Origin of the sequence: Fictibacillus sp. B-59209 (assembly GCF_036216745.1) — a bacterium.
In the GTDB taxonomy this organism is placed as follows: Bacteria; Bacillota; Bacilli; order Bacillales; family Fictibacillaceae; genus Fictibacillus_C; species Fictibacillus_C marinisediminis.
The window spans coordinates 288,554-313,751 of the sequence record NZ_JARMMC010000014.1; the positions used below are offsets into that span (position 1 = coordinate 288,554).

The 25,198-nt window shown below is 45.6% G+C and carries 32 protein-coding genes and 1 riboswitch; of the genes, 29 read left to right on the forward strand and 3 right to left on the reverse strand.

Annotation, left to right across the window (positions count from 1 at the left end; translation table 11 throughout):
- The first annotated feature begins 3 nt into the window (after positions 1-3).
- Genes P4361_RS10585 through P4361_RS10595 form a run of 3 tightly spaced genes read left to right on the forward strand, consistent with a single transcriptional unit; the run spans position 4 to position 2,578 of the window.
- On the forward strand, positions 4-693 hold the full coding sequence (locus P4361_RS10585; protein ID WP_328089354.1) for a CoA transferase subunit A: 690 nt from the start codon (positions 4-6) through the stop codon (positions 691-693).
- A gap of 22 nt (positions 694-715) precedes the next feature.
- The gene (locus tag P4361_RS10590; protein WP_328089355.1) at positions 716-1,369 is read left to right on the forward strand and encodes a CoA transferase subunit B; all 654 of its coding nucleotides are present in this window, start codon (positions 716-718) and stop codon (positions 1,367-1,369) included.
- Positions 1,370-1,396: 27 nt separating this feature from the next.
- On the forward strand, positions 1,397-2,578 hold the full coding sequence (locus P4361_RS10595) for an acetyl-CoA C-acetyltransferase (RefSeq protein WP_328089356.1): 1,182 nt from the start codon (positions 1,397-1,399) through the stop codon (positions 2,576-2,578).
- Between the two features lie 50 nt (positions 2,579-2,628).
- On the opposite strand, the gene P4361_RS10600 is transcribed toward P4361_RS10595, so the two are convergent.
- Both P4361_RS10600 and mciZ read right to left on the reverse strand, forming a co-directional pair.
- A complete protein-coding gene (locus tag P4361_RS10600; RefSeq protein WP_328089358.1) occupies positions 2,629-3,546 on the reverse strand; it encodes an aldo/keto reductase in 918 nt (305 codons plus the stop codon).
- Between the two features lie 84 nt (positions 3,547-3,630).
- The gene (gene mciZ / locus P4361_RS10605) at positions 3,631-3,768 is read right to left on the reverse strand and encodes a Z-ring formation inhibitor MciZ (RefSeq protein WP_248253046.1); all 138 of its coding nucleotides are present in this window, start codon (positions 3,766-3,768) and stop codon (positions 3,631-3,633) included.
- Between the two features lie 100 nt (positions 3,769-3,868).
- On the opposite strand from mciZ, the gene P4361_RS10610 reads away from it, so the two are divergent.
- The 23 genes from P4361_RS10610 to P4361_RS10720 all read left to right on the forward strand — a co-directional run bounded on the left by P4361_RS10610 (position 3,869) and on the right by P4361_RS10720 (position 22,731).
- Entirely contained in the window at positions 3,869-4,423 is a 555-nt protein-coding gene (locus P4361_RS10610; protein WP_328089360.1) for an NUDIX hydrolase, read from the forward strand.
- Positions 4,416-5,609, forward strand: coding sequence for an endonuclease Q family protein (locus tag P4361_RS10615; protein ID WP_328089461.1), 1,194 nt, complete (start codon positions 4,416-4,418; stop codon positions 5,607-5,609). Before P4361_RS10610 ends, P4361_RS10615 begins: the two co-directional genes overlap by 8 nt.
- A 64-nt stretch (positions 5,610-5,673) precedes the next feature.
- Positions 5,674-6,312 (forward strand): stage II sporulation protein M, encoded by a 639-nt coding sequence (gene spoIIM / locus P4361_RS10620; protein WP_053357984.1) that lies wholly within the window; start codon positions 5,674-5,676, stop codon positions 6,310-6,312.
- A 117-nt stretch (positions 6,313-6,429) separates the two neighbouring features.
- Complete coding sequence (locus P4361_RS10625) at positions 6,430-6,891, forward strand: Fur family transcriptional regulator (protein WP_248253044.1); 462 nt, start codon at positions 6,430-6,432, stop codon at positions 6,889-6,891.
- Between the two features lie 147 nt (positions 6,892-7,038).
- Entirely contained in the window at positions 7,039-7,278 is a 240-nt protein-coding gene (locus tag P4361_RS10630) for a YqzK family protein (RefSeq protein ID WP_053357986.1), read from the forward strand.
- 11 nt (positions 7,279-7,289) lie between these two features.
- Positions 7,290-8,180: a site-specific tyrosine recombinase XerD gene (gene xerD / locus P4361_RS10635; protein WP_328089363.1), complete on the forward strand. Its 891-nt coding sequence runs from the start codon at positions 7,290-7,292 to the stop codon at positions 8,178-8,180.
- A 115-nt stretch (positions 8,181-8,295) separates the two neighbouring features.
- Positions 8,296-9,480, forward strand: coding sequence for a phosphopentomutase (gene deoB, locus P4361_RS10640; RefSeq protein ID WP_328089365.1), 1,185 nt, complete (start codon positions 8,296-8,298; stop codon positions 9,478-9,480).
- Positions 9,481-9,491: 11 nt separating this feature from the next.
- On the forward strand, positions 9,492-10,310 hold the full coding sequence (locus tag P4361_RS10645) for a purine-nucleoside phosphorylase (protein WP_328089367.1): 819 nt from the start codon (positions 9,492-9,494) through the stop codon (positions 10,308-10,310).
- A 14-nt stretch (positions 10,311-10,324) separates the two neighbouring features.
- On the forward strand, positions 10,325-11,155 hold the full coding sequence (locus tag P4361_RS10650; protein ID WP_091004805.1) for a purine-nucleoside phosphorylase: 831 nt from the start codon (positions 10,325-10,327) through the stop codon (positions 11,153-11,155).
- Positions 11,156-11,173: 18 nt separating this feature from the next.
- A complete protein-coding gene (locus P4361_RS10655; protein WP_328089369.1) occupies positions 11,174-12,478 on the forward strand; it encodes a pyrimidine-nucleoside phosphorylase in 1,305 nt (434 codons plus the stop codon).
- 116 nt (positions 12,479-12,594) lie between these two features.
- Entirely contained in the window at positions 12,595-13,758 is a 1,164-nt protein-coding gene (locus P4361_RS10660; protein WP_425590245.1) for a D-alanyl-D-alanine carboxypeptidase family protein, read from the forward strand.
- A gap of 110 nt (positions 13,759-13,868) precedes the next feature.
- On the forward strand, positions 13,869-14,219 hold the full coding sequence (gene spoIIAA / locus P4361_RS10665) for an anti-sigma F factor antagonist (RefSeq protein WP_053357993.1): 351 nt from the start codon (positions 13,869-13,871) through the stop codon (positions 14,217-14,219).
- Between the two features lies 1 nt (position 14,220).
- Positions 14,221-14,661, forward strand: a complete 441-nt coding sequence (spoIIAB, locus tag P4361_RS10670; RefSeq protein WP_328089370.1) for an anti-sigma F factor — start codon at positions 14,221-14,223, stop codon at positions 14,659-14,661.
- Positions 14,662-14,673: 12 nt separating this feature from the next.
- Positions 14,674-15,429 carry an RNA polymerase sporulation sigma factor SigF gene (gene sigF, locus P4361_RS10675; RefSeq protein WP_091004811.1) on the forward strand — a complete coding sequence of 252 codons (756 nt, stop codon included), beginning with the start codon at positions 14,674-14,676 and terminating at the stop codon, positions 15,427-15,429.
- Between the two features lie 171 nt (positions 15,430-15,600).
- Positions 15,601-16,224, forward strand: a complete 624-nt coding sequence (locus P4361_RS10680; RefSeq protein ID WP_328089371.1) for a stage V sporulation protein AA — start codon at positions 15,601-15,603, stop codon at positions 16,222-16,224.
- Positions 16,214-16,636 (forward strand): stage V sporulation protein AB, encoded by a 423-nt coding sequence (locus tag P4361_RS10685; protein WP_091004814.1) that lies wholly within the window; start codon positions 16,214-16,216, stop codon positions 16,634-16,636. The genes P4361_RS10680 and P4361_RS10685 overlap by 11 nt, the downstream gene beginning before the upstream one ends.
- Positions 16,637-16,652: 16 nt before the next feature.
- A complete protein-coding gene (gene spoVAC / locus P4361_RS10690) occupies positions 16,653-17,108 on the forward strand; it encodes a stage V sporulation protein AC (protein ID WP_053357998.1) in 456 nt (151 codons plus the stop codon).
- Positions 17,109-17,121: 13 nt separating this feature from the next.
- Complete coding sequence (gene spoVAD, locus P4361_RS10695) at positions 17,122-18,141, forward strand: stage V sporulation protein AD (RefSeq protein ID WP_256225981.1); 1,020 nt, start codon at positions 17,122-17,124, stop codon at positions 18,139-18,141.
- Positions 18,141-18,491 (forward strand): stage V sporulation protein AE, encoded by a 351-nt coding sequence (gene spoVAE / locus P4361_RS10700; protein ID WP_062235246.1) that lies wholly within the window; start codon positions 18,141-18,143, stop codon positions 18,489-18,491. The genes spoVAD and spoVAE overlap by 1 nt, the downstream gene beginning before the upstream one ends.
- Positions 18,492-18,496: 5 nt before the next feature.
- Positions 18,497-19,096 (forward strand): stage V sporulation protein AE, encoded by a 600-nt coding sequence (locus tag P4361_RS10705; RefSeq protein ID WP_062235249.1) that lies wholly within the window; start codon positions 18,497-18,499, stop codon positions 19,094-19,096.
- Positions 19,056-20,537: a spore germination protein gene (locus tag P4361_RS10710; protein ID WP_328089372.1), complete on the forward strand. Its 1,482-nt coding sequence runs from the start codon at positions 19,056-19,058 to the stop codon at positions 20,535-20,537. Before P4361_RS10705 ends, P4361_RS10710 begins: the two co-directional genes overlap by 41 nt.
- Before the next feature lie 69 nt (positions 20,538-20,606).
- Positions 20,607-20,783: riboswitch (Lysine riboswitch) on the forward strand.
- Between the two features lie 105 nt (positions 20,784-20,888).
- Entirely contained in the window at positions 20,889-22,214 is a 1,326-nt protein-coding gene (gene lysA / locus P4361_RS10715) for a diaminopimelate decarboxylase (RefSeq protein WP_328089373.1), read from the forward strand.
- Between the two features lie 82 nt (positions 22,215-22,296).
- Entirely contained in the window at positions 22,297-22,731 is a 435-nt protein-coding gene (locus tag P4361_RS10720) for a peptidylprolyl isomerase (protein WP_053358003.1), read from the forward strand.
- Between the two features lie 82 nt (positions 22,732-22,813).
- On the opposite strand, the gene P4361_RS10725 is transcribed toward P4361_RS10720, so the two are convergent.
- A complete protein-coding gene (locus P4361_RS10725) occupies positions 22,814-23,332 on the reverse strand; it encodes a DUF309 domain-containing protein (protein WP_328089374.1) in 519 nt (172 codons plus the stop codon).
- Positions 23,333-23,458: 126 nt separating this feature from the next.
- Between P4361_RS10725 and P4361_RS10730 the strand changes: the two genes are divergently transcribed.
- Genes P4361_RS10730 through P4361_RS10740 form a run of 3 tightly spaced genes read left to right on the forward strand, consistent with a single transcriptional unit; the run spans position 23,459 to position 25,179 of the window.
- Positions 23,459-24,214, forward strand: coding sequence for a segregation/condensation protein A (locus P4361_RS10730; RefSeq protein WP_053358005.1), 756 nt, complete (start codon positions 23,459-23,461; stop codon positions 24,212-24,214).
- Entirely contained in the window at positions 24,211-24,795 is a 585-nt protein-coding gene (gene scpB, locus P4361_RS10735) for an SMC-Scp complex subunit ScpB (protein ID WP_091004825.1), read from the forward strand. The genes P4361_RS10730 and scpB overlap by 4 nt, the downstream gene beginning before the upstream one ends.
- 21 nt (positions 24,796-24,816) lie before the next feature.
- A complete protein-coding gene (locus tag P4361_RS10740; RefSeq protein ID WP_328089375.1) occupies positions 24,817-25,179 on the forward strand; it encodes a hypothetical protein in 363 nt (120 codons plus the stop codon).
- Positions 25,180-25,198: the final 19 nt, after the last annotated feature.

Consider the following 25,198-nt stretch of genomic DNA (forward strand, 5'->3'; position numbering starts at 1 on the left):
AGAATGAAATCTATAGAAACCAGTGCACTGCTTGCGATTGAAGAGATTAAGGACGGATCAACGCTGATGGTCGGCGGATTCGGTCTCGTTGGAATTCCTGAAAAATTGATTCTGGCGCTCGTTGAAAAGGGAACCAAAGATCTAACCGTCATCTCCAATAACTGCGGCGTGGATGATTGGGGGCTTGGCTTGCTCCTGAAGAACAAGCAGATTAGAAAAATGATAGGTTCCTATGTGGGAGAAAACAAGGAGTTTGAGAGACAGGTGCTTTCCGGCGAGATTGAGGTCGAGCTGATTCCGCAAGGCACGCTTGCTGAACGGATCCGCGCGGGCGGTGCAGGTATTCCGGCCTTTTATACACCAGCCGGAGTCGGTACACCAATCGCGGAAGGCAAAGAAGTCCGCACATTTAATGGGAAAGAGTACCTTTTAGAAAAAGGGCAGACCGCAGATTATAGCCTGATTCGCGCGGCTCATGGGGACAAGGCCGGAAACTTGATCTACAACAAGACGGCAAGAAATTTTAATCCTATGATCGCAGCCGCAGGGAAAGTAACCATTGCTGAAGTGGAAGAGCTGCATGAAATAGGAGAATTGGACGCAGACCGTATTCATACACCGGGAATTTATGTGCAGAAGATGATTGTCGCACAGCAGGAAAAACGCATTGAGCGACTGACCGTTCAATCATAAGCAGAGAAAGCGGGGAATGGCGATGAATAATAGAGAAAAAATTGCAAGAAGAGCAGAAAAAGAAATTGAGAACGGATTCTACGTCAATCTTGGCATTGGAATGCCTACCATGGTTGCGAATTACATAAGTGAAAACAAGAGCGTCGTCCTGCAGTCCGAAAACGGATTGCTCGGAATCGGCCCATACCCGAAGGAAACCGAAGTGGATCCGGACTTGATCAATGCAGGGAAAGAAACGGTGACCGCCATTAAGGGAGCATCTTACTTTGACAGTGCCGAATCGTTTGCCATGATCAGGGGCGGCCATGTTGACATCGCCATTCTTGGCGGGATGGAAGTTTCAGAGAATGGTGATCTGGCCAACTGGATGATTCCGGGCAAAATGATCAAAGGCATGGGCGGTGCGATGGATCTCGTCCATGGCGCAAAAAAAATCATCGTGATCATGGAGCATGTGAATAAAAGCGGCCAAAGCAAGATCTTGAAGAACTGCAGCCTGCCGTTAACAGGAAAAGGTGTCGTACACCGCATTATTACAGACAAGGCCGTTCTAGATGTGACAGAACAGGGTCTTAAGCTGGCAGAGGTAGCTGCGGGTTATACCGTTGAGGACATTCAAGCATGCACGGACCCTGATTTGATCATTGATGAAAATGTAAAAACGGACGCTTACTAACAGTTAAAACAAACGGGGAGGAAGATGATGAGTTCAGTCTATGTGGTGGAAGGGGCGAGGACACCCTTCGGGAGCTTTGGTAAATCATTGAAAAATATCTCATCCTTGCAGCTTGGAACAATAACCGCCCATGAAGCGCTTCAGCGTGCAAAAGTCAATCCTGAAGAAATAGGAGAAGTGGTGTACGGAAATGTGATTCATTCGAGCATTGATGCGGCTTACGCAGCAAGGCATATCGCACTAAGGTCGGATATTCCTGAAACGGTGCCGGCGATGCTAGTTAACCGGTTATGCGGTTCCGGCCTTCAGGCGGTGATCAGCAGTGCGCTTTCCATCCAAACCGGAGACGCACAGCTGGCGTTATGCGGAGGGATTGAGAACATGTCCATGAGCCCTCATTCGACCTTTAACCAGCGCTTTCAGGGACAGAAATTTGGAAACCTCCAGCTTGAAGATATGCTTCTTCACACCTTAACAGATCAGTATATCGGGTGCGGAATGGGGATTACCGCTGAAAACCTGGCAGAGATGTATGGTATAACAAGAGAAGAACAGGATCAATATGCGCTTTTGAGCCACCAAAGAGCCGCAAGAGCGATTAGGAGCAGCCGTTTTGCTGAAGAGATCATTGCGGTTGCAGTTGATGAAAAGAGGAAGCAGCAGCTGGAAACGGACGAACTCGTCAAACCCGACTCCACTCTGGAACAGCTTTTGGCACTGAGGCCGTCGTTTAAAAAAGACGGAACCGTAACAGCAGGAAATTCAAGCGGGATTAATGATGGTGCTGTATCTCTTATTCTGGCAGGAGAGGAAAGCGTTCAGAACAAACGAGTTAAACCGATGTCGAAAATTGTGTCATGGGCAGTCTGCGGGGTTGATCCAAAGATTATGGGAATCGGCCCAGTTCCTGCCGCACAAAAGGCATTGGCCAAAGCAAACCTGACGATTGGAGACATGGACCTGGTTGAAGTAAACGAAGCGTTTGCTTCACAGTATCTGGCGGTTGAGAAAGAATTGGGGCTAGATCGAGAAAAAACCAATGTCAACGGCGGAGCGATTGCACTCGGCCATCCAGTGGGAGCAAGCGGAGCAAGGCTCTTGCTTTCATTATCTTATGAACTCCGGAACCGGGGCGGTAAGTATGGTTTAGCGAGCCTTTGCATCGGCGGAGGCCAGGGAATTGCCATGATTATAGAGAACGTTTCATAAATAAAAGCTTCACGGCCGCCCATGATGACAGCCGTGAAGCTTTTTTCATTTTATCTTCTATGCTGTTCATAGACGTTCTTTTTAGACAACGAACGGATAGCGCTAACCTCATCGGAAGCCAGTTCATGCATAGTGCTGGCTCCGATATTGGAAAGAAGCTGTTCCACAGAACTCGCGCCTGGAATAGCCGTAGCGACGGCAGGGTGATGAAGAGCATAACGGATCGCAGTCTGGCTCAAACGGATTTCACTTCCAAATTCGCTGTACAGGTGTTTGACGAGCTCCTGGATCTCCTTTCCTTCATAATCCAAGTACTGATCGCTTTCGTTGCGCTGCAGCGCTCGTTTAGAGAGCCAGCCTTTCGCAACAGGTCCGCGTGCGATCACGCTGATGTTTTTATCATGAAGAAAATCAAGCATCTCTTCCTCCGGGCGACGGTCAAGAATGCTGTATTGCATCATGACACTCACGATGTCTGAATGTTCCGCATAATACGATATCACGTTTGGTCTGATCGAGGAGATGCCATATTCCCGGATGAGGCCCTCCTTTTTCAGTTCATCGAAGGCGGCGATGGTTTCATCCATATTGTCTTCAATGGTTCCCCCATGGAGCTGATATAAGTCGATGTAGTCCGTCTGCAGGCGATGGAGGCTGTCTTTTACCGCGGTTTTTATGTATGCCTTTGATGGATCCCAGTCCCAGCCCTCTTTATCCGCGGTCCAGCGGTTGCCAACTTTAGTGGAGAGAACGACTTTGTCTCTGAAAGGCTTTACGCTCTTTCCTACAAATTCTTCATTCCAGCCGAAGTGATAAAGATCAGCGGTGTCGAAAAAAGTGACGCCTTCGTCATACGCTCTTCGAATCATTTCTCTTCCTTCTGTTTCATTACCAGGCTCAATGGACATGCAGCCGAGTCCGATTTCGCTTACAAACAAATCAGAGGCTCCAAGTTTATTCTGCTTCATGGGAAAATCATCTCCTTGTATGAATGAATTACAAAAAGAGTAGCATGAAAACAGGCAAAAAAAAACCTTCCAGCCTGGAAGGGGTCAGCGTTTATGTCCTGGAGAGGAAGTGATCCACTCCTTTACAGTGGAATGCTGCTTCATATATTGCTTGAGCATATATTTAATCTGCCAAGCTTTTCCTACCATTGTTACACCATTATGCTGGATATACACTTTCACGGGTTTCCTCCTCAATATGGCGTTATCGTGTTCATCATTACCGGCTTATGATAGACTTTATGTAGCCAAATAAGAAATAGAACCAGGAGTGAGACAAGCAATGGATCATTTAAAAGAAACGACACTATCAACAACCCCGGTTTATTCTGGAAAGATCATAGATTTAGAAATACAGGAAGTCCTGCTTCCCAACGGCAACAAAAGCAAGCGCGAGATTGTAAAACATCCCGGGGCAGTAGCTATTATTGCCCTTACACCGGAAAATAAACTGCTGCTTGTGAGACAGTACCGTAAAGCCTTGGAAAAGACGATCGTTGAAATACCAGCTGGAAAGCTTGAAAAGAATGAAGATCCGCTGGAGTGTGCGAAGCGTGAGCTGCTCGAAGAAACAGGCTATGAATGCGGATCGCTGGAGTATTTATCATCGTTCTATACCTCACCGGGATTTGCAGACGAATTGATCCACCTGTATTTCACGGATTCCCTTAAAGAGTGCAAAGAACAGCAGCCCGATGAGGATGAGTTTCTGGATGTTCTTGAAGTATCCATTGAAGAGGCGGAGGAATTCGTAAAAAACCAGCAGATTTACGATGCGAAGACCGCTTATGCCGTACAATATGTACTATTGAAGAGAAAGCTTGAGAAAGATGCTTAATACGTATTATGCGGACCTGCATGTACATATCGGAAGGTCGCGTTCTGGAAAGCCTGTAAAGATTACGGGGGCCAAATCCCTGATTTTATCTGCTATTTTAGATATGGCTTCTGCCGTTAAAGGAATCGATCTTCTTGGCATCATTGACTGCCACGTGCCGGAAGTGATTCAAGAACTAGAGGAGATGCTAGAATCGGGAGTCATGGCTGAACACGAAGAAGGCGGATTATGGTATGAGAAGGTGTGCCTTCTGCCGGGGTCCGAAATCGAAATCTATGATGAGAACTGCAAAGGGCCTATCCATGTTCTGGTGTTTTTTCCTACACTTGAAAAGATGAAACAGTTCAGTTTTTATATGGCCGGCCGGATGAAAAATATTACGTTAAGCTCGCAGCGAATCTACGAGTCGGCCCATAACCTTCAAAGAAAAACGAAAGAACTGGGAGGACTGTTTATCCCGGCTCACGTGTTCACTCCGCATAAGAGCTTGTATGGAAAAGGGGTAAACGCTTCTCTTTCGGAAGTTTTCATTCCAGACCTCATAGATGCCATCGAACTCGGGTTAAGTTCGGATACGTCTATGGCTTTTGCTGTTGAAGAACTGAGATCCTATCCATTTCTTTCAAATTCAGACGCGCATTCTCTGGAAAAGATCGGACGGGAATACCAGACGATCCGGATGGAGAAACCGACTTTTCTGGAATTCAAACAGGCATTAAAAGAGGAACAGGGGAGGCGGATTACAGCCAACTATGGCTTAAATCCGAGGCTCGGCAAGTATTATGAAACGACCTGCGCTAAATGCTCTGAGATCATCGAGGAAGAGAAAGGGACCGTATGCAAGCAATGCGGGAGTTCATCTACGATACGAGGTGTTAAAAACCGGATCAATGAATTAGGAAAATGCGCCCTGCACCAGTCAGATCACAAAGAAAGGCCGCCTTATATCCATCAAGTTCCACTGGAGTTCATTCCTGCTCTTGGACCGAAAACGCTGCAAAAACTAAGGGATCATTTCGGAACGGACATGGCGATCCTTCATGAGGTAGAAGAAAAAGATTTAATGGAAGCTGCTCCGCAAACGATCGTGCATCATATTCTGCGTGCAAGGGAAGGCAAGCTATCTTTCCAGTCTGGCGGGGGCGGCAAGTACGGGAAAGTAGCATCAGGCAAATCTAGCAGATAAAAAATAGACATACCTCCCTCTGACTTTCATAGAATGAAATAAGAGATTAAGGGAGGAAATAGAGATGCGGTCTATTAAAAGGTTTGTACTGTTTCACCTTCAAGAGCATTATTCGCTGTATGTGTTTGTATCCGTCCTCTTGCTGATGGGCGTTATTTTTGGAGCTGTTATTGTAAACAGCCTGACACTGAGTCAAAAACAGGACCTGCTGAATTATTTGTCCCGGTTTTTCGGGGAGGTCTCCAAGGGGAGTTTTGCTGATCCAGAGGATATGTTCTCACAAAGCTACAGCCATTATATTAAATATATAGCGGTGATGTGGATTCTTGGGCTGTCTGTTATCGGACTGCCGGTCATCTTGATCATGCTCTTCATTAAAGGGGTAGTCATCGGGTTTACGGTCGGTTTTCTCGTGAACCAGATGGGCTGGCACGGATTCTTGCTCGCTTTTGTTTCCGTTCTTCCACAGAACCTCATTCTGGTTCCGGGTTTGATCGTGGCAGCTGCCGCTTCTATTCTATTTTCCGTTAAAATGATCAGACAGCAGTTTTTGAAAAAATCGAGCGACCCCTTTTTTCCAAAGTTCTTTAAATATTCAGCTCTCATTATCGCAGTAGGATTGTTCCTCGCTGTTGCATCTGCCTTTGAAGCGTATCTTTCACCGCTTCTGATGGAAGGAGTCATGAGTTTGGGGTCAAAATAATGAATGGAAACTATCATATAATAATAATTATAAACTGCAAATTATAATTATTTTAAATTGACACCTTTTCTTTCCATGCCTTATAATAATCATGTGAAACATAAGGGAGGATTAGGTATGGAAAGCCGTCTAGACCGGATCAAAAAACAGCTGCATTCCCAGAGCTATAAGCTTACTCCCCAGCGAGAAGCTACAGTTAGGGTCCTCCTGGAAAATGAGGAAGATCATTTAAGTGCAGAGGACGTCTATCTTCTTGTGAAGGAGAAATCACCAGAAATAGGTCTTGCTACTGTCTACCGTACATTAGAACTATTAACTGAACTGAAAGTAGTCGATAAAATAAATTTTGGAGATGGCGTATCGAGATATGATCTTCGTACAGAAGGAGCAGCTCACTTCCATCATCATCTCGTTTGCCTTGAATGCGGAGCGGTCGATGAAATCCAAGAGGATCTGCTGGAAGATGTGGAAAAGGTCGTTGAAGAGGGCTGGAATTTTAAAATTAAAGACCACCGCCTCACTTTTCACGGCATCTGCCACCGCTGTAACGGAAATGATAAAAATGATGAGACCTCTTGATGAAAGGTACTCATCATTTTTTATTTATTTACAAATCCGAAAGAATCAGTTAACGTAAAGTTGTAGTAAAATTAGAAAATGTGTATATAACCGCAATTCTTTGGCATAACCTGTACTAATATTATAGTACGGGGAGGCCGCTGAACCATGAGATCTTGGCTGAGGTTATGCTGGAACACATCAAAAATATTTTTATCTTTTACAGCTTGCACATTGTTATTCTACTTTGGGCTGCTTTGGATCAACCAGGAATACCAGGATTATCACCGGTACGATGTGCCGAAGGGGAAAGCGGTCAAGGTTTTCCAAAGTGACGCTGCCACTACGAATAAAGAGGAGAGCAATTGGCTCATCCGATTGCTGTTTTTCTACGAATCCAGTGAATAAGGAGCGCAGATATGACAGATCATGTCCAGGATTTTATTCATTATTTAATAGTCGAGCGTGGTCTTTCTAAAAACACGGTGGATTCTTACCGCCGCGACCTTGAGCAGTATGTGCTTTTCATTGAAAAAGTGGAAAACATTTCAGATGTCAACCAGATTCAGCGTGCAAATATAATAGGTTACCTGCTTCATCTTAAAGAAAACGGCAAGGCTACAACAACTATTGCGAGGAACATTGCATCTATCCGTTCGTTTCACCAGTTTCTGCTTCGTGAAAAGGCGAGCGAATCTGACCCATCTGTACATATTGAAACACCCAAAGCTGAACGCAAGCTTCCGAAGGTGCTGGCTATGAACGAAGTGGAAGCGCTTTTAGATACGTCTGATACCCATGAAACGTTCGGGATCAGGGACAAGGCCATGCTCGAGCTGCTATATGCGACCGGGATCAGGGTGACGGAACTGGTAAGCCTAGATCTTGCCGACGTCCATTTGTCGATGGGGTTTTTGCGTTGTCTTGGAAAAGGAAACAAAGAACGTATTATTCCGCTCGGTAAAATGGCGACAGGGGCCATACAAACCTATTTGGATAAGGGCCGTCCTGCACTTTCAAAAGGCAAGAGCGGGAACGCTTTGTTTTTGAACCACCACGGAAACCGTTTATCAAGGCAAGGTTTTTGGAAAATTTTAAAACAGCTTGCCAAAAAAGCAAATATTGAAAAAGAATTGACTCCCCATACGCTTAGACATTCGTTCGCGACGCATTTGCTGGAAAATGGAGCGGATCTGCGGGCGGTACAGGAGATGCTCGGCCATGCAGACATTTCCACAACGCAAATCTATACCCACGTGTCGAAAACAAGGCTTAAAGATATTTACGCTGCGTATCATCCAAGGGCTTAGCCTTTTTTTTCACACAGATGTCTGACTTCTGACATCATCGCTCCGAGTTTGTTCAAGCGGGTGTGAGGATATAGTATCTAAAGATGAATTAATTAGTTTTGGAGGTTTTTTAAGAATGAAATATAAAAAGTTCAAACGCACGTTTTTGATTGTAATGGATTCTGTCGGAATCGGAGAAGCACCGGATGCCGGAAAGTTTGATGATATAGGATCGGATACACTTGGCCATATCGCCGAAAAAATGAACGGGCTTCATATGCCGAACATGGAATCTTTAGGTCTGAGCAACATTCGGGAAATCAAAGGGATCAAGCCTGCAGAAAAGCCGAAAGCACATTTTGCTAAGCTTCAGGAAGCATCGAACGGCAAAGATACGATGACAGGTCACTGGGAAATCATGGGCCTTCATATCGAACAGCCTTTTCAAACGTTCCCAGAAGGATTTCCTGATGACTTGATTCAGGTGCTTGAAGAAAAATCCGGACGCAAGATCATCGGCAACAAACCGGCTTCAGGGACGGAAATTCTGGATGAACTGGGTGAGGAGCATGTGAATACAGGAGCGCTCATCGTCTATACCTCTGCGGATTCCGTTCTGCAAATCGCGGCTCATGAAGAAGTGGTCCCGCTTGAAGAACTGTACAAAATCTGTGAGATAGCAAGAGAACTTACCAAAAACGATAAATATATGGTCGGCCGCATTATCGCGCGGCCGTTTGTAGGCAAACCCGGTGACTTCAAACGGACAGCCAACCGTCATGATTATGCGTTGAAACCGTTTGAGAGAACGGTTATGAACGAACTGAAGGACAGCGGTTATGATGTGATCGCGCTCGGGAAGATTTCCGACATCTATGACGGTGAAGGAGTTACGGAAGCGATCCGCACCAAATCCAATATGGATGGCATGGATCAGCTCGTTAAATCGATGGATCAATCGTTTACGGGGCTGAACTTCATAAACCTTGTTGATTTCGACGCCCTGTTCGGACACAGAAGGGATCCAAAAGGTTATGGACAAGCTCTTGAAGAGTTTGACGCCCGCCTTCCGGAGGTTTTTGAAAAACTTAACGAAGATGATGTTCTGATTATTACAGCCGATCACGGAAATGATCCGGTTCATCATGGAACAGACCATACGAGAGAATATGTTCCGCTTCTTGTGTATTACAAAGGAATCGAATCAGGAAAACTTTTAAAGGTGAGTAAAACCTTTGCCGATATCGGGGCGACGGTAGCCGCCAACTACAACGTGAAGATGCCAGAATATGGAAAAAGCTTTCTTGATCAACTAAATTAGGAGGAAAAGAAATGGGAGAATTGAAACAGATACAGACTGCTGCAAATTTTATTCAAGAAAAACTGTCCGCAAAACCGGAAATCGGCCTCATCCTAGGATCAGGTTTGGGGATATTGGCTGATGAAATCGAAAATGCTGTTATTCTTCCTTACGGCGAAATACCTGAATTTCCTGTATCGACGGTTGAGGGGCATGCCGGCCAGCTTGTTATTGGGGAGCTTGAAGGCAAACAGGTCGTTGCGATGCAGGGCCGTTTTCATTATTATGAAGGCTACACTCTGGAGAAAGTCACTTTCCCTGTCAGAGTCATGAAGGAGCTTGGTGTGGAGAGTGTCCTCGTGACAAATGCAGCAGGCGGGATCAACACTTCTTTTGAAGCAGGAGATCTGATGCTGATTACGGATCATATCAATAATCTGAGCGACAATCCTTTAATCGGACCAAACGACAGCTCCTTTGGGGTCAGGTTTCCCGATATGTCTGAAGCTTACACTCAGAGCCTGCAGGAAATTGCGCGCAGTACAGCTTCATCCCTCAGCATAACGTTAAAAGAGGGAGTCTATGTGGCGAATTCTGGTCCAAGCTATGAAACGCCGGCAGAGATTCGCATGCTCAGAACATTGGGAGGAGATGCAGTAGGTATGTCCACTGTCCCCGAAGTAATCATAGCTCGCCATTCAGGAATGAAGGTTCTCGGACTTTCCTGCATTTCGAACATGGCAGCAGGAATTCTAGACCAGCCGTTGACCCATGATGAAGTAATGGAAACAACTGAACGGGTTAAATCCAATTTTCTTGGTCTTGTAAAAGGAATCGTAAAAAACATTTAAGGGGAGGAAGAAAAATGGCTACACTATTAACCAAAATGAATGAAGCAGCAAATATGATCCAATCCAGAACAGAGGGGATGCATCCTGAAATCGGCCTTATTCTTGGTTCAGGTCTTGGGGAGCTAGCAGATGAAATCGAAAACGCCGTTCAGATCGATTACAGTGATATCCCTCATTTCCCGGTATCAACGGTTGAAGGCCACGCAGGTAAATTGGTCATTGGAACGCTTAACGGAAAAACGGTTTTAGCAATGCAAGGAAGATTTCATTTCTATGAAGGCTACAGCATGCAGGATGTTACCTTTCCTGTCCGTGTGATGAAAGGCCTTGGAGTAAAACTTCTAATCGTGACAAACGCTTGCGGAGGTATGAACCCTGAATTTTCAGCTGGTGATCTCATGATCATTGATGATCATTTGAATATGACAGGAGCGAACCCTCTGATCGGTCCAAATGATGCTGAACTTGGACCACGTTTTCCTGACATGAGCACAGCATATACGCCTGAACTTGTTCAATTTACGAAAGATACAGCAGCAAACCTTGGAATTAAAGTGCAGCATGGAGTATACGCAGGGATCACTGGCCCGACCTACATGACCAAAGCCGAGCTTCGCATGCTGCGTACGGTAGGCGGAGATGCAATTGGAATGTCTACCGTTCCGGAAGTAATCGTTGCCAGCCATATGAGCTTGAAAGTCATCGGAATCTCCTGTATAACCGACATGGCGATCGCGGATGAGCTTGAACCGCTTACGCATGAACAAGTGGTGGCAGTTGCCAACCGGACAAAACCGAAATTTATCAACTTGGTTAAAGAATTAGTCAAAAATGTTACTTTGTGAAGAAAGCGGTGTTTGAATATGAGAATGGTAGATTTGATTGAAAAGAAGAGAGACGGCAAAGAACTGACGAAAGAAGAAATTGATTTTATTATTACGAACTATACTAACGGAAGCGTGCCTGATTACCAGATGGCAGCCTTCGCGATGGCTGTCTATTTCCAGGACATGACAACAGATGAGCGTGCTAACTTTACCCTAGCGATGGTGGAGTCCGGCGATCAGATTGATTTGTCCGGCATTGAAGGAATCAAAGTGGATAAACACTCTACTGGCGGCGTAGGTGACACAACAACATTAGTACTGGCTCCATTGGTAGCTGCTCTGAATGTTCCTGTCGCTAAAATGTCCGGCCGAGGCCTTGGCCATACCGGCGGAACGATCGACAAGCTTGAAGCTGTACCAGGTTTCCACGTAGAGATCGATAACGAAGAGTTCATCTCTCTCGTGAATAAAAATAAGGTAGCCGTTATCGGCCAAAGTGGTAATCTGACGCCCGCTGACAAAAAATTATACGGCTTGCGTGATGTTACAGCGACTGTTAACTCCATTCCATTGATCGCAAGCTCGATCATGAGCAAGAAGATCGCAGCTGGTGCAGATGCAATCGTTCTTGATGTTAAAACGGGTGCAGGTGCGTTCATGAAAACCGTTGAAGAAGCAGAGGAACTCGCAAAAGCAATGGTTCAAATCGGGAATACCGTAGGCAGAAATACAATGGCTGTCATTTCTGACATGAGCCAGCCTCTCGGGTTTGCCATCGGTAACGCACTTGAAGTAAAAGAAGCCATTGATACTTTAAAAGGCCAAGGCCCTGAAGATCTTGAAGAGCTTTGCCTAACGCTTGGAAGCCACATGGTATTTCTGGCTAAACAAGCTGAATCCCTTGAAGAAGCACGCGGGAAATTAAAAGAAGTCATGACGAACGGCAAGGCATTGGAACAGCTGAAAACGTTCTTGAGTGCACAAGGCGGGGATGCATCCGTAGTCGATGATCCGTCTAAACTTCCGCAGGCGAAATTTACGTTTGAAGTAGAAGCCAAACAAGATGGATATGTTTCAGAGATCGTTGCTAATGAGATCGGAACAGCGGCTATGCTTCTAGGCGCAGGACGTGCGACTAAAGAATCTGAAATTGATTTGGCTGTCGGACTTATGCTGAAGAAGAAAGTCGGCGATCAAGTTGCTGCTGGAGAATCGCTGGTTACGATCTACAGCAACACAGAAGACGTGAAAGCAGTCGTTGAGAAAACTCATGCGGCTTACACGGTATCATCAGAAAGTGTTACAGCTCCTACTCTTGTATACAAAGAGATCAAAGAATAATTTTTTCTCTTGAGGATCATCCAATCGGATGATCCTTTTTGCTTTTCTTCCATCCCCTGTATAAACGGAAAATTAATGGAAAAAATAGGGGTATCATGAATTGGAGGGAAAATGCAATGAAACGATACATAGTGGTTGCTGTTGCGATGGCACTCCTGCTATCCGTTGGCGGAGGTCGTACGTTTGCTGCTGAAAAAACATTAAAGCTTGCTCCAAATTCTTCATCTGCCATATTAATCGAGCGTGATACAGGTACGGTATTATTTAATAAGAACAGCCATAAAAAGCTGCCGCCTGCGAGCATGACAAAAATTATGACGATGATTTTAATCATGGAAGCACTGGATTCCGGTAAAATTAAACTTACTGATCCCGTCCGGGTAAGTGAGTATGCCGCGTCAATGGGAGGCTCTCAAATTTTCCTTGAGCCGGGCGAAGAGATGACCGTTCATGACATGATGAAAGGAATCGCCATTGGCAGTGCAAATGATGCTTCTGTCGCGATGGCTGAGAAAATCGGAGAATCCGAGTCTTCTTTCGTAGACATGATGAACAAAAAAGCAAAACAGCTGAGACTCAAAGAGACATTCTTTAAAAATGTGACGGGACTGCCTGCAGCCGGCCACTATTCTTCTGCTCACGATATGGCAATCATGGGCAAGGAACTTTTGAAGCATGAAGAGATTACGAAATATACCGGCCTTTACGAAGAATACCTTCGCCAAAATACATCGAAAAAATTCTGGCTCGTGAACACGAACAGGCTTGTAAAGTTTTATCCAGGGACAGACGGTTTGAAAACCGGATTTACCCAGGAGGCCAAGTATTGCCTTACAGCTACAGCTAAAAAGCATGATATGCGTGTCATCGCTGTTGTGATGGGTGCACCGAATCCGAAGGAACGGAACAAGCAGATCACCGAAATGTTTGATTATGCCTTCTCTCAGTATGCAACTAAGAAATTGTATGATCGCCATCAAATTGTGAAGCAGGTTAAAATCCAGAAGGGGAACAAGCAGAGGCTGGCGGTTGTTACTTCTGAAAGTATTTCTGTCCTTTCCAAGCGCGGTGAAAAAGAAAACAAAGTGAATCCAAAGATCACAGTTACTCCTGATCTGAAGATGCCGATCAAAAAAGGCCAGCAGGTAGGGACACTCAGTATTGTTAAAGGTGGAAAAACGATCACCAAAAGCCCGCTGCTTGCATCTGAGAATGTGAAGAGCGCTTCTTGGTGGAGTTTATTTAAACGTACGATTGGCCATATGGCAAAATCGTCTTAATTGCATGATTTGACTAATATGGACGAATCCGCACTAGTTTTGTAATAGTGGAGGATTTCGTCCTTTTTTTATCGAAACATTTTCGTATCAAGAAAAAGGAGGAGAGAAAGTTGAGTCTTAACATCGGGCTGGAAATTAAGCATACCGTTTTATGTATACGCCTTGAAGGGGAACTGGACCATCATACCGCTGATGAACTGAGGTCAAAGGTTGATGATATTTTAAAGAGCAAAAAGATTGAACATATCATGCTGAACCTTGAAGGTTTGGCTTTCATGGACAGTTCTGGCCTCGGCGTTATCCTTGGCAGGTATAAACAGATCAAGAACAATCACGGTGAGATGGTGGTATGCGCGATCTCTCCGGCAGTTAAACGTCTATTCGACATGTCTGGCCTCTTTAAGATTATCAGGCTGGAAGAAAATGAAGAATATGCCCTACAAACACTGGGGGTGGCTTAACATGAGAAACGAAATGAAAATCCAGTTTTCGGCGCTGAGCCAGAATGAATCGTTCGCGAGGGTTACAGTTGCTGCTTTTATTGCCCAGCTGGATCCGACAGTGGATGAATTGACAGAGATTAAGACGGTCGTCTCTGAAGCGGTAACCAATGCTATTATTCATGGCTATGAGAATCGTGCGGATGGAATCGTATACATTGAAGTCACTATTGATGAAGATTCGGTTAAGCTGACAATCAGAGATAAGGGGATAGGAATCCAGGATCTCGACGAGGCGAGACAGCCGCTGTTCACTTCAAAACCGGAGCTTGAACGGTCTGGAATGGGCTTTACGATCATGGAGAATTTTATGGATGAGGTGGAAGTGATCTCAGAACCTTCCTATGGCACCACGATTCACTTGACTAAATTCCTGGCAAAAAATAAAGCGGTTATCAATTAAGGGGTATGCCTTATGGATGTCGAGGTTAAAGGCGGTAAGAATGAATCGTACTTTAAGGATGAGGAAATCAAGTTATTGATCAAACGAAGCCAGGAAGGCGACCAAACTGCCCGTGATTTGATCGTGGAGAAGAACATGCGCCTTGTCTGGTCAGTCGTACAGCGTTTTATCAACAGGGGATACGAACCGGACGATCTTTTTCAAATCGGCAGCATCGGCCTCCTAAAGTCGGTGGATAAGTTCGACCTGAGTTATGACGTACGCTTTTCTACGTATGCCGTTCCGATGATCATCGGAGAGATCCAGCGGTTCATCCGGGATGATGGTACAGTAAAGGTCAGCAGATCGCTGAAAGAAATGGGGAACAAAGTAAGGAAAGCGAAGGATGAATTGTCAAAAGGTCTTGGCAGAACACCTACTGTCAATGAAGTCGCTGAAAAGCTGGAGATCACCGTTGAGGAAGTCGTGCTTGCACAGGAAGCTGTACGTGCACCGACGTCGATCCACGAGACCGTCTATGAAAACGACGGAGATCCTATCACACTTCTTGACCAAATCGCAGATACAGCTGATAACAAGTGGTTTGACAAAATCACCTTGCAGGAGGCCATCGAATCTCTAGATGAAAGGGAGCGGGTTATCGTTTATCTCCGCTACTACAAAGACCAGACACAATCGGAAGTGGCTGAGCGCCTTGGCATCTCACAGGTCCAAGTCTCTCGCCTTGAAAAGAAAATATTAGCTCAGATGAAAAGCCAGATGGATTAACCAGTCCATTTGGCTTTTTTATTTTGCAAAGATTTTGCATAGATGGAATGTCAAGCTCGGCGCTTTTGTTTTCCTCATTGGCAATTGATGGATAATCCAGGTTTGAAGAATGAGACAACTTTACCAAATACATACTAAAAACGAATGTCGAAGAAAACAGGAGGCACAACCATGGAGGAATCTACTGTTTACATACGTATGAGACAAAAGGTTCAGGTTGTTCTTCAGCAGCCCATTACACTTGGAACGGCCGCACAGATTGTCGCATCACCGGCAGCTGCCAAAAAGCTGCAGGACCTGATTGTTCATCAAGTAAAACCGGCAGATAAGCATCTGGTTGTTCTTGATGTTATGAAGGTCGTGAAACAGATCCAGGATGTTCTGCCAAATTGTGATATCCAAACGGTAGGCCCAGCCCAAACGATACTTGAAATACAATTTAAAAAGAAGAAAATGGCACCTGTATATTTTGTTCTTGTTTGGCTGCTCCTATTTATCGGTTCAGCCCTTGCCATTATGAATTTTCACGAGGATGTAAGCATGCAGGTGGTCCATCAGAAGATCTATTTTATGATTACCGGAAGCTATAACAATCAGCCTCTTCTTCTGCAGATTCCCTATTCATTTGGGCTTGGGCTCGGAATGGTCTTATTTTTTAACCATGTGTTCAAGAAGAGGCTGAACGAAGAACCGAGTCCTCTGGAAGTTGAAATGTTTAAATACCAGCAGGATCTGGATCAGTATGTCGTTATTCATGAGAACAAAGAGACCGAGAAGAAGATCCATGGAGATTAAGAGTGTTTTCCTTGCTTTTATCGGTTTAGGCGGTGGTATTGCTGTAGGATCGGGATTTGTTGCTTTTTTAACGGTTCTTGGGATTATTCCCCGGCTGATGCAGCTCAGTAAAACGTACTGTTTTATACGGGCTTATGAGTGGAGTGTTGTGTTAGGGGCAGTGATCGGGGGATGGCTGAACTTGAGAAATGCCTCCATCCATTCCTCGCCGCTGCTTCTCATTCCGATCGGGATCTTTTGCGGTGTATTTATCGGAATGCTTGCCGCGGCCTTAACCGAAGTGCTGAACGTACTCCCGATCCTGGCAAAAAGAATCGGGTTCGGAGAAAAACTTCTCGTGATACTAATGGCGATCGTATTAGGAAAAGTGTTGGGATCTTTGTTTCATTGGATGGTATACGTAAATCAATAAGACAGGAGAAATGAACATGTCCAGTAAAGAACAGCAGCAGGCTTATGCCGAAAAAATCAAACCCTTGCAGCCGAAACCACCTTATTTCATTAACTGCTTGAAGGCATTTTTGGTGGGTGGATTCATCTGCATTATAGGTGAAGCCCTTCAGAAGTTTTATATGACCTATTTCAACTTTAATGAACAGACAGCAGGCAATCCAACTGCAGCTACACTGATCCTCATCGCGGCTTTGCTGACAGGCATCGGGGTGTATGACAAGATCGGACAGTTCGGCGGCGCAGGATCAGCTGTGCCGGTTACAGGGTTCGCCAACGCTATAACGAGCGCCGCCCTTGAACACAAGAGTGAAGGGATCGTATTAGGAATTGCTACCAACTTATTCAAACTTGCAGGTGCAGTTATTGTTTTCGGAGCTGTATCAGCCTATATCTTCGGAATGATCAGGTATGCGTTTAAAACACTAATGTAAAGGAACGATGGATATGAAACTGCTCGGAAGGCAAACGTGGAAATTTGGAGAACAGGTTTTTTTAAATTCAACAGGAACGGCGGTAGGCCCAATGGAAAGTGAAGGCCCGCTCGGAGCGATGTTTGATGTAAAGTACAACGAACTTCATTGTAATGAAAAGAACTGGGAACTCGCAGAGCGCCGTTTGATGGAAGATTCAATCACGAGCTGTCTGAACAAGGCAAAATTGTCAAACGAGGATATTAATTTTTTCCTTGCTGGCGATCTGCTCAATCAGGTTGTAACAGCAAACTATGTGGCAAGAGCTAATGAAATTCCTTTCCTTGGTGTCTTCGGAGCCTGTTCCACTTCGATGGAATCTCTTGCAGTCGGTGCTGCCCTGGTGGATGGGGGCTACGCCAATCGGGTAGTGGCAGCCGTAAGTTCACATAACGCTACAGCTGAACGCCAATTCCGGTACCCGACTGAATATGGCGGACAGAAGCCGGATACGGCAACGTTCACGGTGACAGGAGCGGGGGCTGCTCTCGTCAGCAGAGAACCATCATCCATAAAAATAACCGCAGCCACGATTGGAAAAGTAAAAGACTTTGGGATCAAGGATCCTTTTGACATGGGTTCAGCCATGGCTCCTGCAGCGGCAGACACGATCGCAGCTCACTTAAAAGAGACCGGAAACGATCCTGATTATTATGATCTGATCGTAACAGGGGACCTTTCAGCAGTCGGTTCACCGATCGTTAAGATGCTCTTAAGTGAGCAAGGTGTAGATATCTCAAAAAATCACAGAGATTGCGGTCTGATGATGTACCGTCCTGATCAGGAAGTGTTTGCCGGCGGAAGCGGCTGTGCCTGCTCTGCAGTCGTAACATACGGCCACCTTGTAAAAGAACTCCAATCAGGTAATTTGAACCGGATTTTAGTCGTAGCCACTGGGGCACTCCTGAATCCGACGATGATGCAGCAGAAAGAATCCATTCCAACGATTGCTCACGGAGTAGTTCTTGAAAGTACAAAGGAGGTGCTTAAGTAATGGAGTATTTATGGGCATTTTTAGTCGGAGGCGCCATATGTGTAGTCGGCCAGCTCATGATGGATGTGTTTAAATTAACTCCTGCACACGTCACCACCTCCTTTGTTGTCGTTGGAGCAGCGTTGGATGCGTTTGGAATTTATGATAATCTTATTAAATTTGCAGGTGCAGGAGCTACTGTTCCGATCACGAGCTTTGGGCATAACCTGCTGCATGGTGCGATGGCATCAGCAGACGATCATGGGTTTATTGGAATAGCCATGGGAATCTTTGAACTGACTTCAGCCGGTATCTCATCTGCCATTCTATTCGGTTTTCTGGTCGCATTAATATTTAAGCCTAAGGGGTGAAAACATTGGGAAAGAAGCGTGTCATCCTCATTACAGACGGAGATTTATATGCTTTGCGAGCAGTAGAGCATGTAGCCAGAAAAATAGGAGGACGCTGTATTTCCCAGTCCTGGGGGAACCCTTCGAAAATAAGCGGGCACCAGCTTGTAAGAATGATCATGCAGACGCCCCACGATCCCGTCCTCGTCATGTTCGATGATTGCGGATTCCGCGGCGAAGGCCCGGGAGAACTCGCAATGAGAATTGTGTGCAGCCAACCGGACATCGAGGTGCTCGGCGCAATAGCCGTCGCATCCAAAACCCATCATTCGGAATGGACTAAAGTTCATTTTTCCATCGACCGGTATGGGAGCTTTACAGAATACGGGATTGACAAGAGCGGTGTTCCCGATTTTGAGACAGGCAGGATCAACGGAGATACCGTCTATATACTTGATGAATTGAACCTCCCGATCGTCATCGGTATCGGTGATATCGGAAAGATGGCCGGCCATGACGCAGTGGAAAAAGGAGCCCCGATTACAAGTATGGCGGTTGAAACCATTTTAGAAAGGAGCGGTTATAATGCAGGGATCGAAAGAAAGGAAAAAGACACTAATCAGTAAAAAAATCCAAGAGAACGAACAGCAGCTGAAATCACGGCTGGGCATCGGAATCAGCTTTGATGTGGGTGTCAGGAAACTGCATCTATTAAAAAAAGAAGTTCAGATCTATTATTGCACTGGACTATGTGACAGCCTTTTTATCATTGAGATCATGAGAGAGCTCATGGACATGGACCATGGGCATCGGGCTCCCTCCAATGTAAAAGAAATTCTTCATGAACATCTGTCTCACCAGCAGGTGGAACTGACCGACAATTTGGAGATTGCTATTGACCGCATGCTCTCTGGATTGATTGCCGTCTTTCTTGAAGGGGAAGACCAAGCTTTCATCGTGGATGTCCGTAGCTATCCGGGCAGGCAGCCGGAAGAACCGGACACTGAAAAGGTAGTCCGTGGCTCCCGTGATGGATATACGGAAAATATAATTGTCAATACTGCTCTTACCCGCAGGCGGATCAGGGATGAACGGCTCCGCCACGAAATAATGCAGGTCGGTAAACGATCCAAAACAGACATCTGTATCTGCTATATTGATGACATTGCCGATCCCGGGCTCGTCAAGCTTGTCAAAAAAGAATTGCAGAGCATTGACATCGACGGTATTCCAATGGCCGATAAAACGATCGAAGAATTTCTCGTAAAGCAAGGCTGGGATCCTTTTCCGCTCGTCCGTTATACCGAGCGGCCGGATGTCGCTGCACAGCATCTCATGGAGGGGCATGTTCTGATTATTACGGATACAAGCCCATCGGTCATCATTACCCCGACTACTTATTTCCACCATATTCAGCATGCTGAAGAGTTCAGGCAGACCCCGATGGTAGGAGCTTTTATCCGATGGGTCCGTTTCGCAGGGATTATCGCTTCACTTTTACTTGTGCCTCTCTGGTACCTCTATGCCACTCAGGAAAACCTGCTTCCTCCTAATATTGATTTTATCGGTCCGAACAAGACGACGCATATTCCTTTATTTCTGCAGATCCTCTTTGCTGAGATCGGGATAGAAATATTGAGGGTAGCGGCCATCCATACCCCCAGTCCGCTGTCGACGGCGATGGGTTTGATCGCTGCCGTATTGATCGGACAGATCGCGATCGATGTCGGACTGTTTGTTCCTGAAGTTATTCTCTATGTTTCTATAGCGGCGATCGGCAGTTTCTCGACCCCAAGCTATGAGCTGAGTATAGCCAATAAGATGCTCCGCCTCCTGCTGCTGATCTTAACTGCCATTTTCCATGTGCCGGGATTTGTAGGTGGGGCCACCTTAATAATGCTTTATCTGTGCTCGATGAAAAACTTGAATACCCCTTACTTATGGCCATTCATACCGTTTAACGCAAAAGCCTTCCTGCAGATTGTCATCCGGCTCGCTGTGCCGCTCTCAAAGATCCGGCCAAGCATCGTCCATCCGCAGAACAGCAAAAAACAGCCGACTTCCTAAGAAGTATTGCCGAAAGAAAAAATTTGTGATAAATTTGTTCATAACAATTGGATATGCCTCATTTATATATAATGGGGTAGAGGCGCAAAGCGGATCAGTAGGATGATGGAGTGAATGGACATGAAGAAATCATTTTAAAGGCCAATTTGCCGAAGTGTGAAGATGGTCCATACATCCTCATGCTGGGTCGCTGCCGAACAGACAGCGGACTGTCACTGCATCATGCAGTGGAGAACTATTCCGGCAAATGGGGGTACGGTGTAAGACAGCTAATGTACCTTAATACATTAGCTGTCTTTGTTTTTCGTCGGAACAGAATCTCTAATGGAAAAGCAGAGGGGAGATTTTTTCATGTATTTACATGGTACTAGTTCAATCAATGATGACAATCACTTAACAATCGGCGGGGTTGACACCGTTCAGCTGGCGCGTGAATATGGTACACCGCTTTATATTTATGATGTAGAGCTGATCCGAAAGCGTGCGAGGTCGTTCAAGAAAGCGTTTGAGGAACAAGGGATCAAAGCACAAGTGGCTTATGCAAGCAAAGCGTTCTCATGTTTGGCGCAAGTCCAGCTGATGGACGAGGAGGGAATGAGCCTGGATGTTGTATCAGGCGGCGAGCTGTATACCGCTCTTTCAGCTGGTTTTCCGGCGGATCGTATTCATTTTCATGGAAACAACAAAAGTTACCAGGAACTTCAATATGCTCTTCAATCGGAGATCGGATGTTTTGTTGTCGATAACTTTCATGAACTCCGCATGCTCGAAAGCCTTTGCAATCAGCTGAACAAGAAAACATCCATCTTGCTGAGGATCACTCCGGGTATTGAAGCTCATACACACGAGTACATCCTGACTGGGCAGGAGGATTCCAAGTTCGGTTTTGACCTTCAGAACGGCCAGGCAGAACAGGCGGTTCTAGAGTCGCTTGAATCACACCGTCTTAACCTCTTGGGCGTTCATTTCCATATCGGTTCACAAATCTTTGAGACCACGGGATTTGTTCTGGCGATTCAAAAGCTTTACGAATATCTCGGTAAATGGGACAAAGAATTTTCTTTCTTTCCTGAAGTCCTGAACCTCGGAGGCGGATTCGGCATCCGCTATACAGAAGAAGATGAACCGCTCGAACCGAAAGAATACATTGACGCGATGATCCAGGAGATCACCAGGTTATCTACTAGCGCCTCTGTTGCTGTTCCGGAAATTTGGATTGAACCCGGGCGTTCACTGGTAGGAGATGCAGGAACGACCATCTACTCGATCGGCTCTCAAAAAGATATACCTTCTGTCCGTCACTATGTGGCTGTCGACGGGGGCATGAGCGATAACATTCGTCCTGCTCTATATCAAGCCCAGTATGAAGCCGCGCTTGCAAACCGTGCTGGTGAAAAAGGAACGAAAAAAGTTTCAATCGCCGGGAAATGCTGTGAATCAGGGGATATGCTGATCTGGGACATCATGCTCCCGGAGACGAAGAGCGGAGACTTGCTCGCTGTCTTCTGCACGGGTGCTTATGGCTATTCCATGTCCAACAACTATAACCGCATACCCCGGCCGGCGGTCGTTTTTGCTGAAAAAGGGGAAGCTCGCCTCGTTGTGAAAAGAGAGTCTTACGAAGATCTTTTACGCCTGGATCTTCCTTTAAAGAACGGCGTGTTTGCCGGCAATTAAGATGAGCTTGCTGACCTCGCTGGACTCTGGGCTAAAAAAAGCATAAAATAATGAAGTATGTTGAATTCAGGAGGTTATATCTATGAAAAAAGGTTCTATCGAATTTGAAAACGGTGAAAAAATTTCCATCGAGCTTTTTCCGGAAGAAGCACCGGGAACAGTAGCCAACTTTGAAAAATTAGCGAACGAAGGTTTCTACAATGGGGTAACATTCCATCGTGTAATTCCTGGTTTCGTAGCACAAGGCGGAGACCCGACAGGAACAGGTGCAGGCGGCCCTGGCTATACGATCAAATGCGAAACAGCCGGAAACCCTCACAAACACGTGGCTGGTTCTCTTTCAATGGCACATGCCGGCAAAGACACAGGCGGAAGCCAGTTCTTTATCGTTCATGAGCCGCAGCCGCATTTAAACGGCGTTCATACTGTTTTCGGACAAGTTACCGAAGGCATGGACACGGTTCTAAGAATCAAACAAGGCGATGTAATGAAAGAAGTTAAAGTTTGGGAAGAATAAGAATAGTGAAAACCCCCGGTTTCCCGGGGGTTTTTTTGTGGGATTTTCTTGTTGGAAAAGGTTTTAAGTGCGCCGCCCGGCTTCAGCTCTTCTTTTTCATCCGCAGCTGCTTTTGCGCTTCACGTTCTAAAATAACATCACTCCGGTCACGCAGTTTATGCTTGTGCATGATCGTTTCATCCGCCATATTGCTTTCATTGCCCCAAACCGAGCCTTGTTTTTCAATGCAGCGGCAGCACTGGTCCATGAGTGCTTCATCTGCAACAGGAAGATTCAGGTCTGTAAATGGCTTTCGGCATTCGATCTCATCCAATCTTATCATGAGCCTTTCCAGCAGTTCTGTGCCATCAAGTCCGAGCCTCGTGAGATCCTCTTTATGTGCGGACAGTTTACCGATTGCGCTCTTCATCATTCTGAGTGCTCCAATGTCATTGCCTCTGCGCTGATGGTAGAGTGAGACCGCGACCTGGATCAATCCGACCCAGACGCCGTTTTGCTGACCTTCGCTTTTCCAATGCTCTTCAAGTACTTCATGGCATTCGAAAAAGTCCCTCGATCCGTGGAAGTAGGCAAGGTATTCAATGTATGCTTCTGGGTACATCAATGGCCTCCTGGTTTGCTTTTTACAGTCTATCTTACTAAAAATTTTAAGATGCAAAAAGGAACTGTGTTTAAAATATGGTATAATTCCGGTACAATATTGAATTTGGAAACAGGGGTTACTACTATGAAGTATAGCGTGAAAGTCGATGCATTTGAAGGTCCTCTCGATCTGCTCCTGCATCTGATCACTTCGTACGAGATCGATATATACGATATACCCGTTGCTGCGATTACAGAGCAATATATGAACTATATACATACGATGCAGGAATTAAAATTGGATGTGGCCAGTGAATACCTGGTCATGGCGGCAACGCTTCTCGCCATCAAGAGCAAGATGCTGCTCCCAAAACAGGACGTACAGGATCTTGATCAGCAGATGGAGATTGAGATGGATGAAGATCCCCGGGAAGATCTCGTCCGCAGGCTTATTGAATATCGAAAATTTAAGCAGGCGGCAGTCGGCCTGAAGGAGAAAGAAACGGCCAGAAGCATGATCTTTACAAGAGAGGCTATGGATCTGACGTACTATGAAAACCAAGAAGAAGAAGTCAATCCCGTAGCTAACGTAACGATCTATGATATGCTCGCCGCCATGCAGAAGATTTTTACTAAAAAACTCGAGAAGGCGCCGAGAAAAACAACGATTGAGCGCCAGGAGATCCCGATTGAGACAAGGATGAAGCAGATCATCAATGAGATCCGTTATTCGAGCGGCAGAAAGAAATTTTCCGATCTTTTCACCTCCTCAAACCGGGAACATCTTGTTGTCACTTTTCTGGCTGTGCTGGAATTAATGAAGACGAAAGATGTGACATGTGAGCAAGAAAACAATTTTAGCGAAATTTTTATTTATGCAACAAAGGAGAATGAAGTTTGAGTCAATCAGCAGAACATAAAGCGGTCATTGAAGGGCTAATATTTGTTTCGGGGGAGGAGGGTATTGAAAAAAAGCAGATAGCAGACGTTCTGCAGATCAGCATGGATGCGGCTGAAGAGCTTCTTGATGAGCTGGTCAAAGACTACAAGTCTGATACGAGAGGCATGGAAATCATTGAAATCGCCGGTTCATTCCAGTTTGTTACGAAGCGCGAACATGCCGGCTATTATGAAAGGCTTGTATCTGCTCCCTCCCACTCCAGCCTGTCACAGGCAGCTTTGGAAACACTTGCAATCATCGCCTATAAACAGCCGATCACGAGGGCTGAAATAGAGGAAGTCAGAGGGGTAAAGACTGAAAAGCCGCTGCAGACGCTCTCTTCTAAAGGGCTCATCAAAGAAACAGGCCGTGCAGAAGGAACCGGCCGGGCTATTCTATACGGTACGACAAAGAATTTTCTGGAGCATTTTGGTTTAAAGTCATTGCACGAACTTCCGCCGCTCCCTGAGAAAGTGAACGATCAATCGATTGAAGAGGAAGCGGATCTGTTTTTTTCAAAGTTTCAAGAAACGATGGAATAATGGGAACAGGAGTTGAAGGCCTTGAAAATTAGAGCATGTACAGGATATGAGCTGGAAAAGGAAAAGCCGAACTCGCCGGAAGATTTTTTTAACCGTTCAGAAGTATTCTATGAACAAGAAGGACAAGAAAAAAGTTTTCAGCTTCTTTACGTGAGATATTTTGAGGAACAGCTCCTGCCGCGCATCTCGGAACAATTAATCACGGAAGATGGAGAGCAGCTGGCGATTAAAGACATCGCAGCCCTTGTTTGCTTGCTTCATTTGAAGGATGCCCTGGAAAGAAGAAGACTTTACATGAACAGGGAGGAAAACTTTCTTTCTCTCTTTCAGAACGTGGATTGGTCTGATGTTAAAAAGATTTGGAAAACGGTAAAACAGCAGTAAAAAAACGTCTCCTTAATGG

Coding starts and splice junctions, on each gene's coding strand:
- P4361_RS10585 (WP_328089354.1), top strand. CDS start 4: ATGAAATCTATAGAAACCAGTGCACTGCTTGCGATTGAAGAGATTAAG.
- P4361_RS10590 (WP_328089355.1), top strand. CDS start 716: ATGAATAATAGAGAAAAAATTGCAAGAAGAGCAGAAAAAGAAATTGAG.
- P4361_RS10595 (WP_328089356.1), top strand. CDS start 1,397: ATGAGTTCAGTCTATGTGGTGGAAGGGGCGAGGACACCCTTCGGGAGC.
- P4361_RS10600 (WP_328089358.1), bottom strand. CDS start 3,546: ATGAAGCAGAATAAACTTGGAGCCTCTGATTTGTTTGTAAGCGAAATC.
- P4361_RS10610 (WP_328089360.1), top strand. CDS start 3,869: ATGGATCATTTAAAAGAAACGACACTATCAACAACCCCGGTTTATTCT.
- P4361_RS10615 (WP_328089461.1), top strand. CDS start 4,416: ATGCTTAATACGTATTATGCGGACCTGCATGTACATATCGGAAGGTCG.
- spoIIM (WP_053357984.1), top strand. CDS start 5,674: ATGCGGTCTATTAAAAGGTTTGTACTGTTTCACCTTCAAGAGCATTAT.
- P4361_RS10625 (WP_248253044.1), top strand. CDS start 6,430: ATGGAAAGCCGTCTAGACCGGATCAAAAAACAGCTGCATTCCCAGAGC.
- P4361_RS10630 (WP_053357986.1), top strand. CDS start 7,039: ATGAGATCTTGGCTGAGGTTATGCTGGAACACATCAAAAATATTTTTA.
- xerD (WP_328089363.1), top strand. CDS start 7,290: ATGACAGATCATGTCCAGGATTTTATTCATTATTTAATAGTCGAGCGT.
- deoB (WP_328089365.1), top strand. CDS start 8,296: ATGAAATATAAAAAGTTCAAACGCACGTTTTTGATTGTAATGGATTCT.
- P4361_RS10645 (WP_328089367.1), top strand. CDS start 9,492: ATGGGAGAATTGAAACAGATACAGACTGCTGCAAATTTTATTCAAGAA.
- P4361_RS10650 (WP_091004805.1), top strand. CDS start 10,325: ATGGCTACACTATTAACCAAAATGAATGAAGCAGCAAATATGATCCAA.
- P4361_RS10655 (WP_328089369.1), top strand. CDS start 11,174: ATGAGAATGGTAGATTTGATTGAAAAGAAGAGAGACGGCAAAGAACTG.
- P4361_RS10660 (WP_425590245.1), top strand. CDS start 12,595: ATGAAACGATACATAGTGGTTGCTGTTGCGATGGCACTCCTGCTATCC.
- spoIIAB (WP_328089370.1), top strand. CDS start 14,221: ATGAGAAACGAAATGAAAATCCAGTTTTCGGCGCTGAGCCAGAATGAA.
- sigF (WP_091004811.1), top strand. CDS start 14,674: ATGGATGTCGAGGTTAAAGGCGGTAAGAATGAATCGTACTTTAAGGAT.
- P4361_RS10680 (WP_328089371.1), top strand. CDS start 15,601: ATGGAGGAATCTACTGTTTACATACGTATGAGACAAAAGGTTCAGGTT.
- P4361_RS10685 (WP_091004814.1), top strand. CDS start 16,214: ATGGAGATTAAGAGTGTTTTCCTTGCTTTTATCGGTTTAGGCGGTGGT.
- spoVAC (WP_053357998.1), top strand. CDS start 16,653: ATGTCCAGTAAAGAACAGCAGCAGGCTTATGCCGAAAAAATCAAACCC.
- spoVAD (WP_256225981.1), top strand. CDS start 17,122: ATGAAACTGCTCGGAAGGCAAACGTGGAAATTTGGAGAACAGGTTTTT.
- spoVAE (WP_062235246.1), top strand. CDS start 18,141: ATGGAGTATTTATGGGCATTTTTAGTCGGAGGCGCCATATGTGTAGTC.
- P4361_RS10710 (WP_328089372.1), top strand. CDS start 19,056: ATGCAGGGATCGAAAGAAAGGAAAAAGACACTAATCAGTAAAAAAATC.
- lysA (WP_328089373.1), top strand. CDS start 20,889: ATGTATTTACATGGTACTAGTTCAATCAATGATGACAATCACTTAACA.
- P4361_RS10720 (WP_053358003.1), top strand. CDS start 22,297: ATGAAAAAAGGTTCTATCGAATTTGAAAACGGTGAAAAAATTTCCATC.
- P4361_RS10725 (WP_328089374.1), bottom strand. CDS start 23,332: ATGTACCCAGAAGCATACATTGAATACCTTGCCTACTTCCACGGATCG.
- P4361_RS10730 (WP_053358005.1), top strand. CDS start 23,459: ATGAAGTATAGCGTGAAAGTCGATGCATTTGAAGGTCCTCTCGATCTG.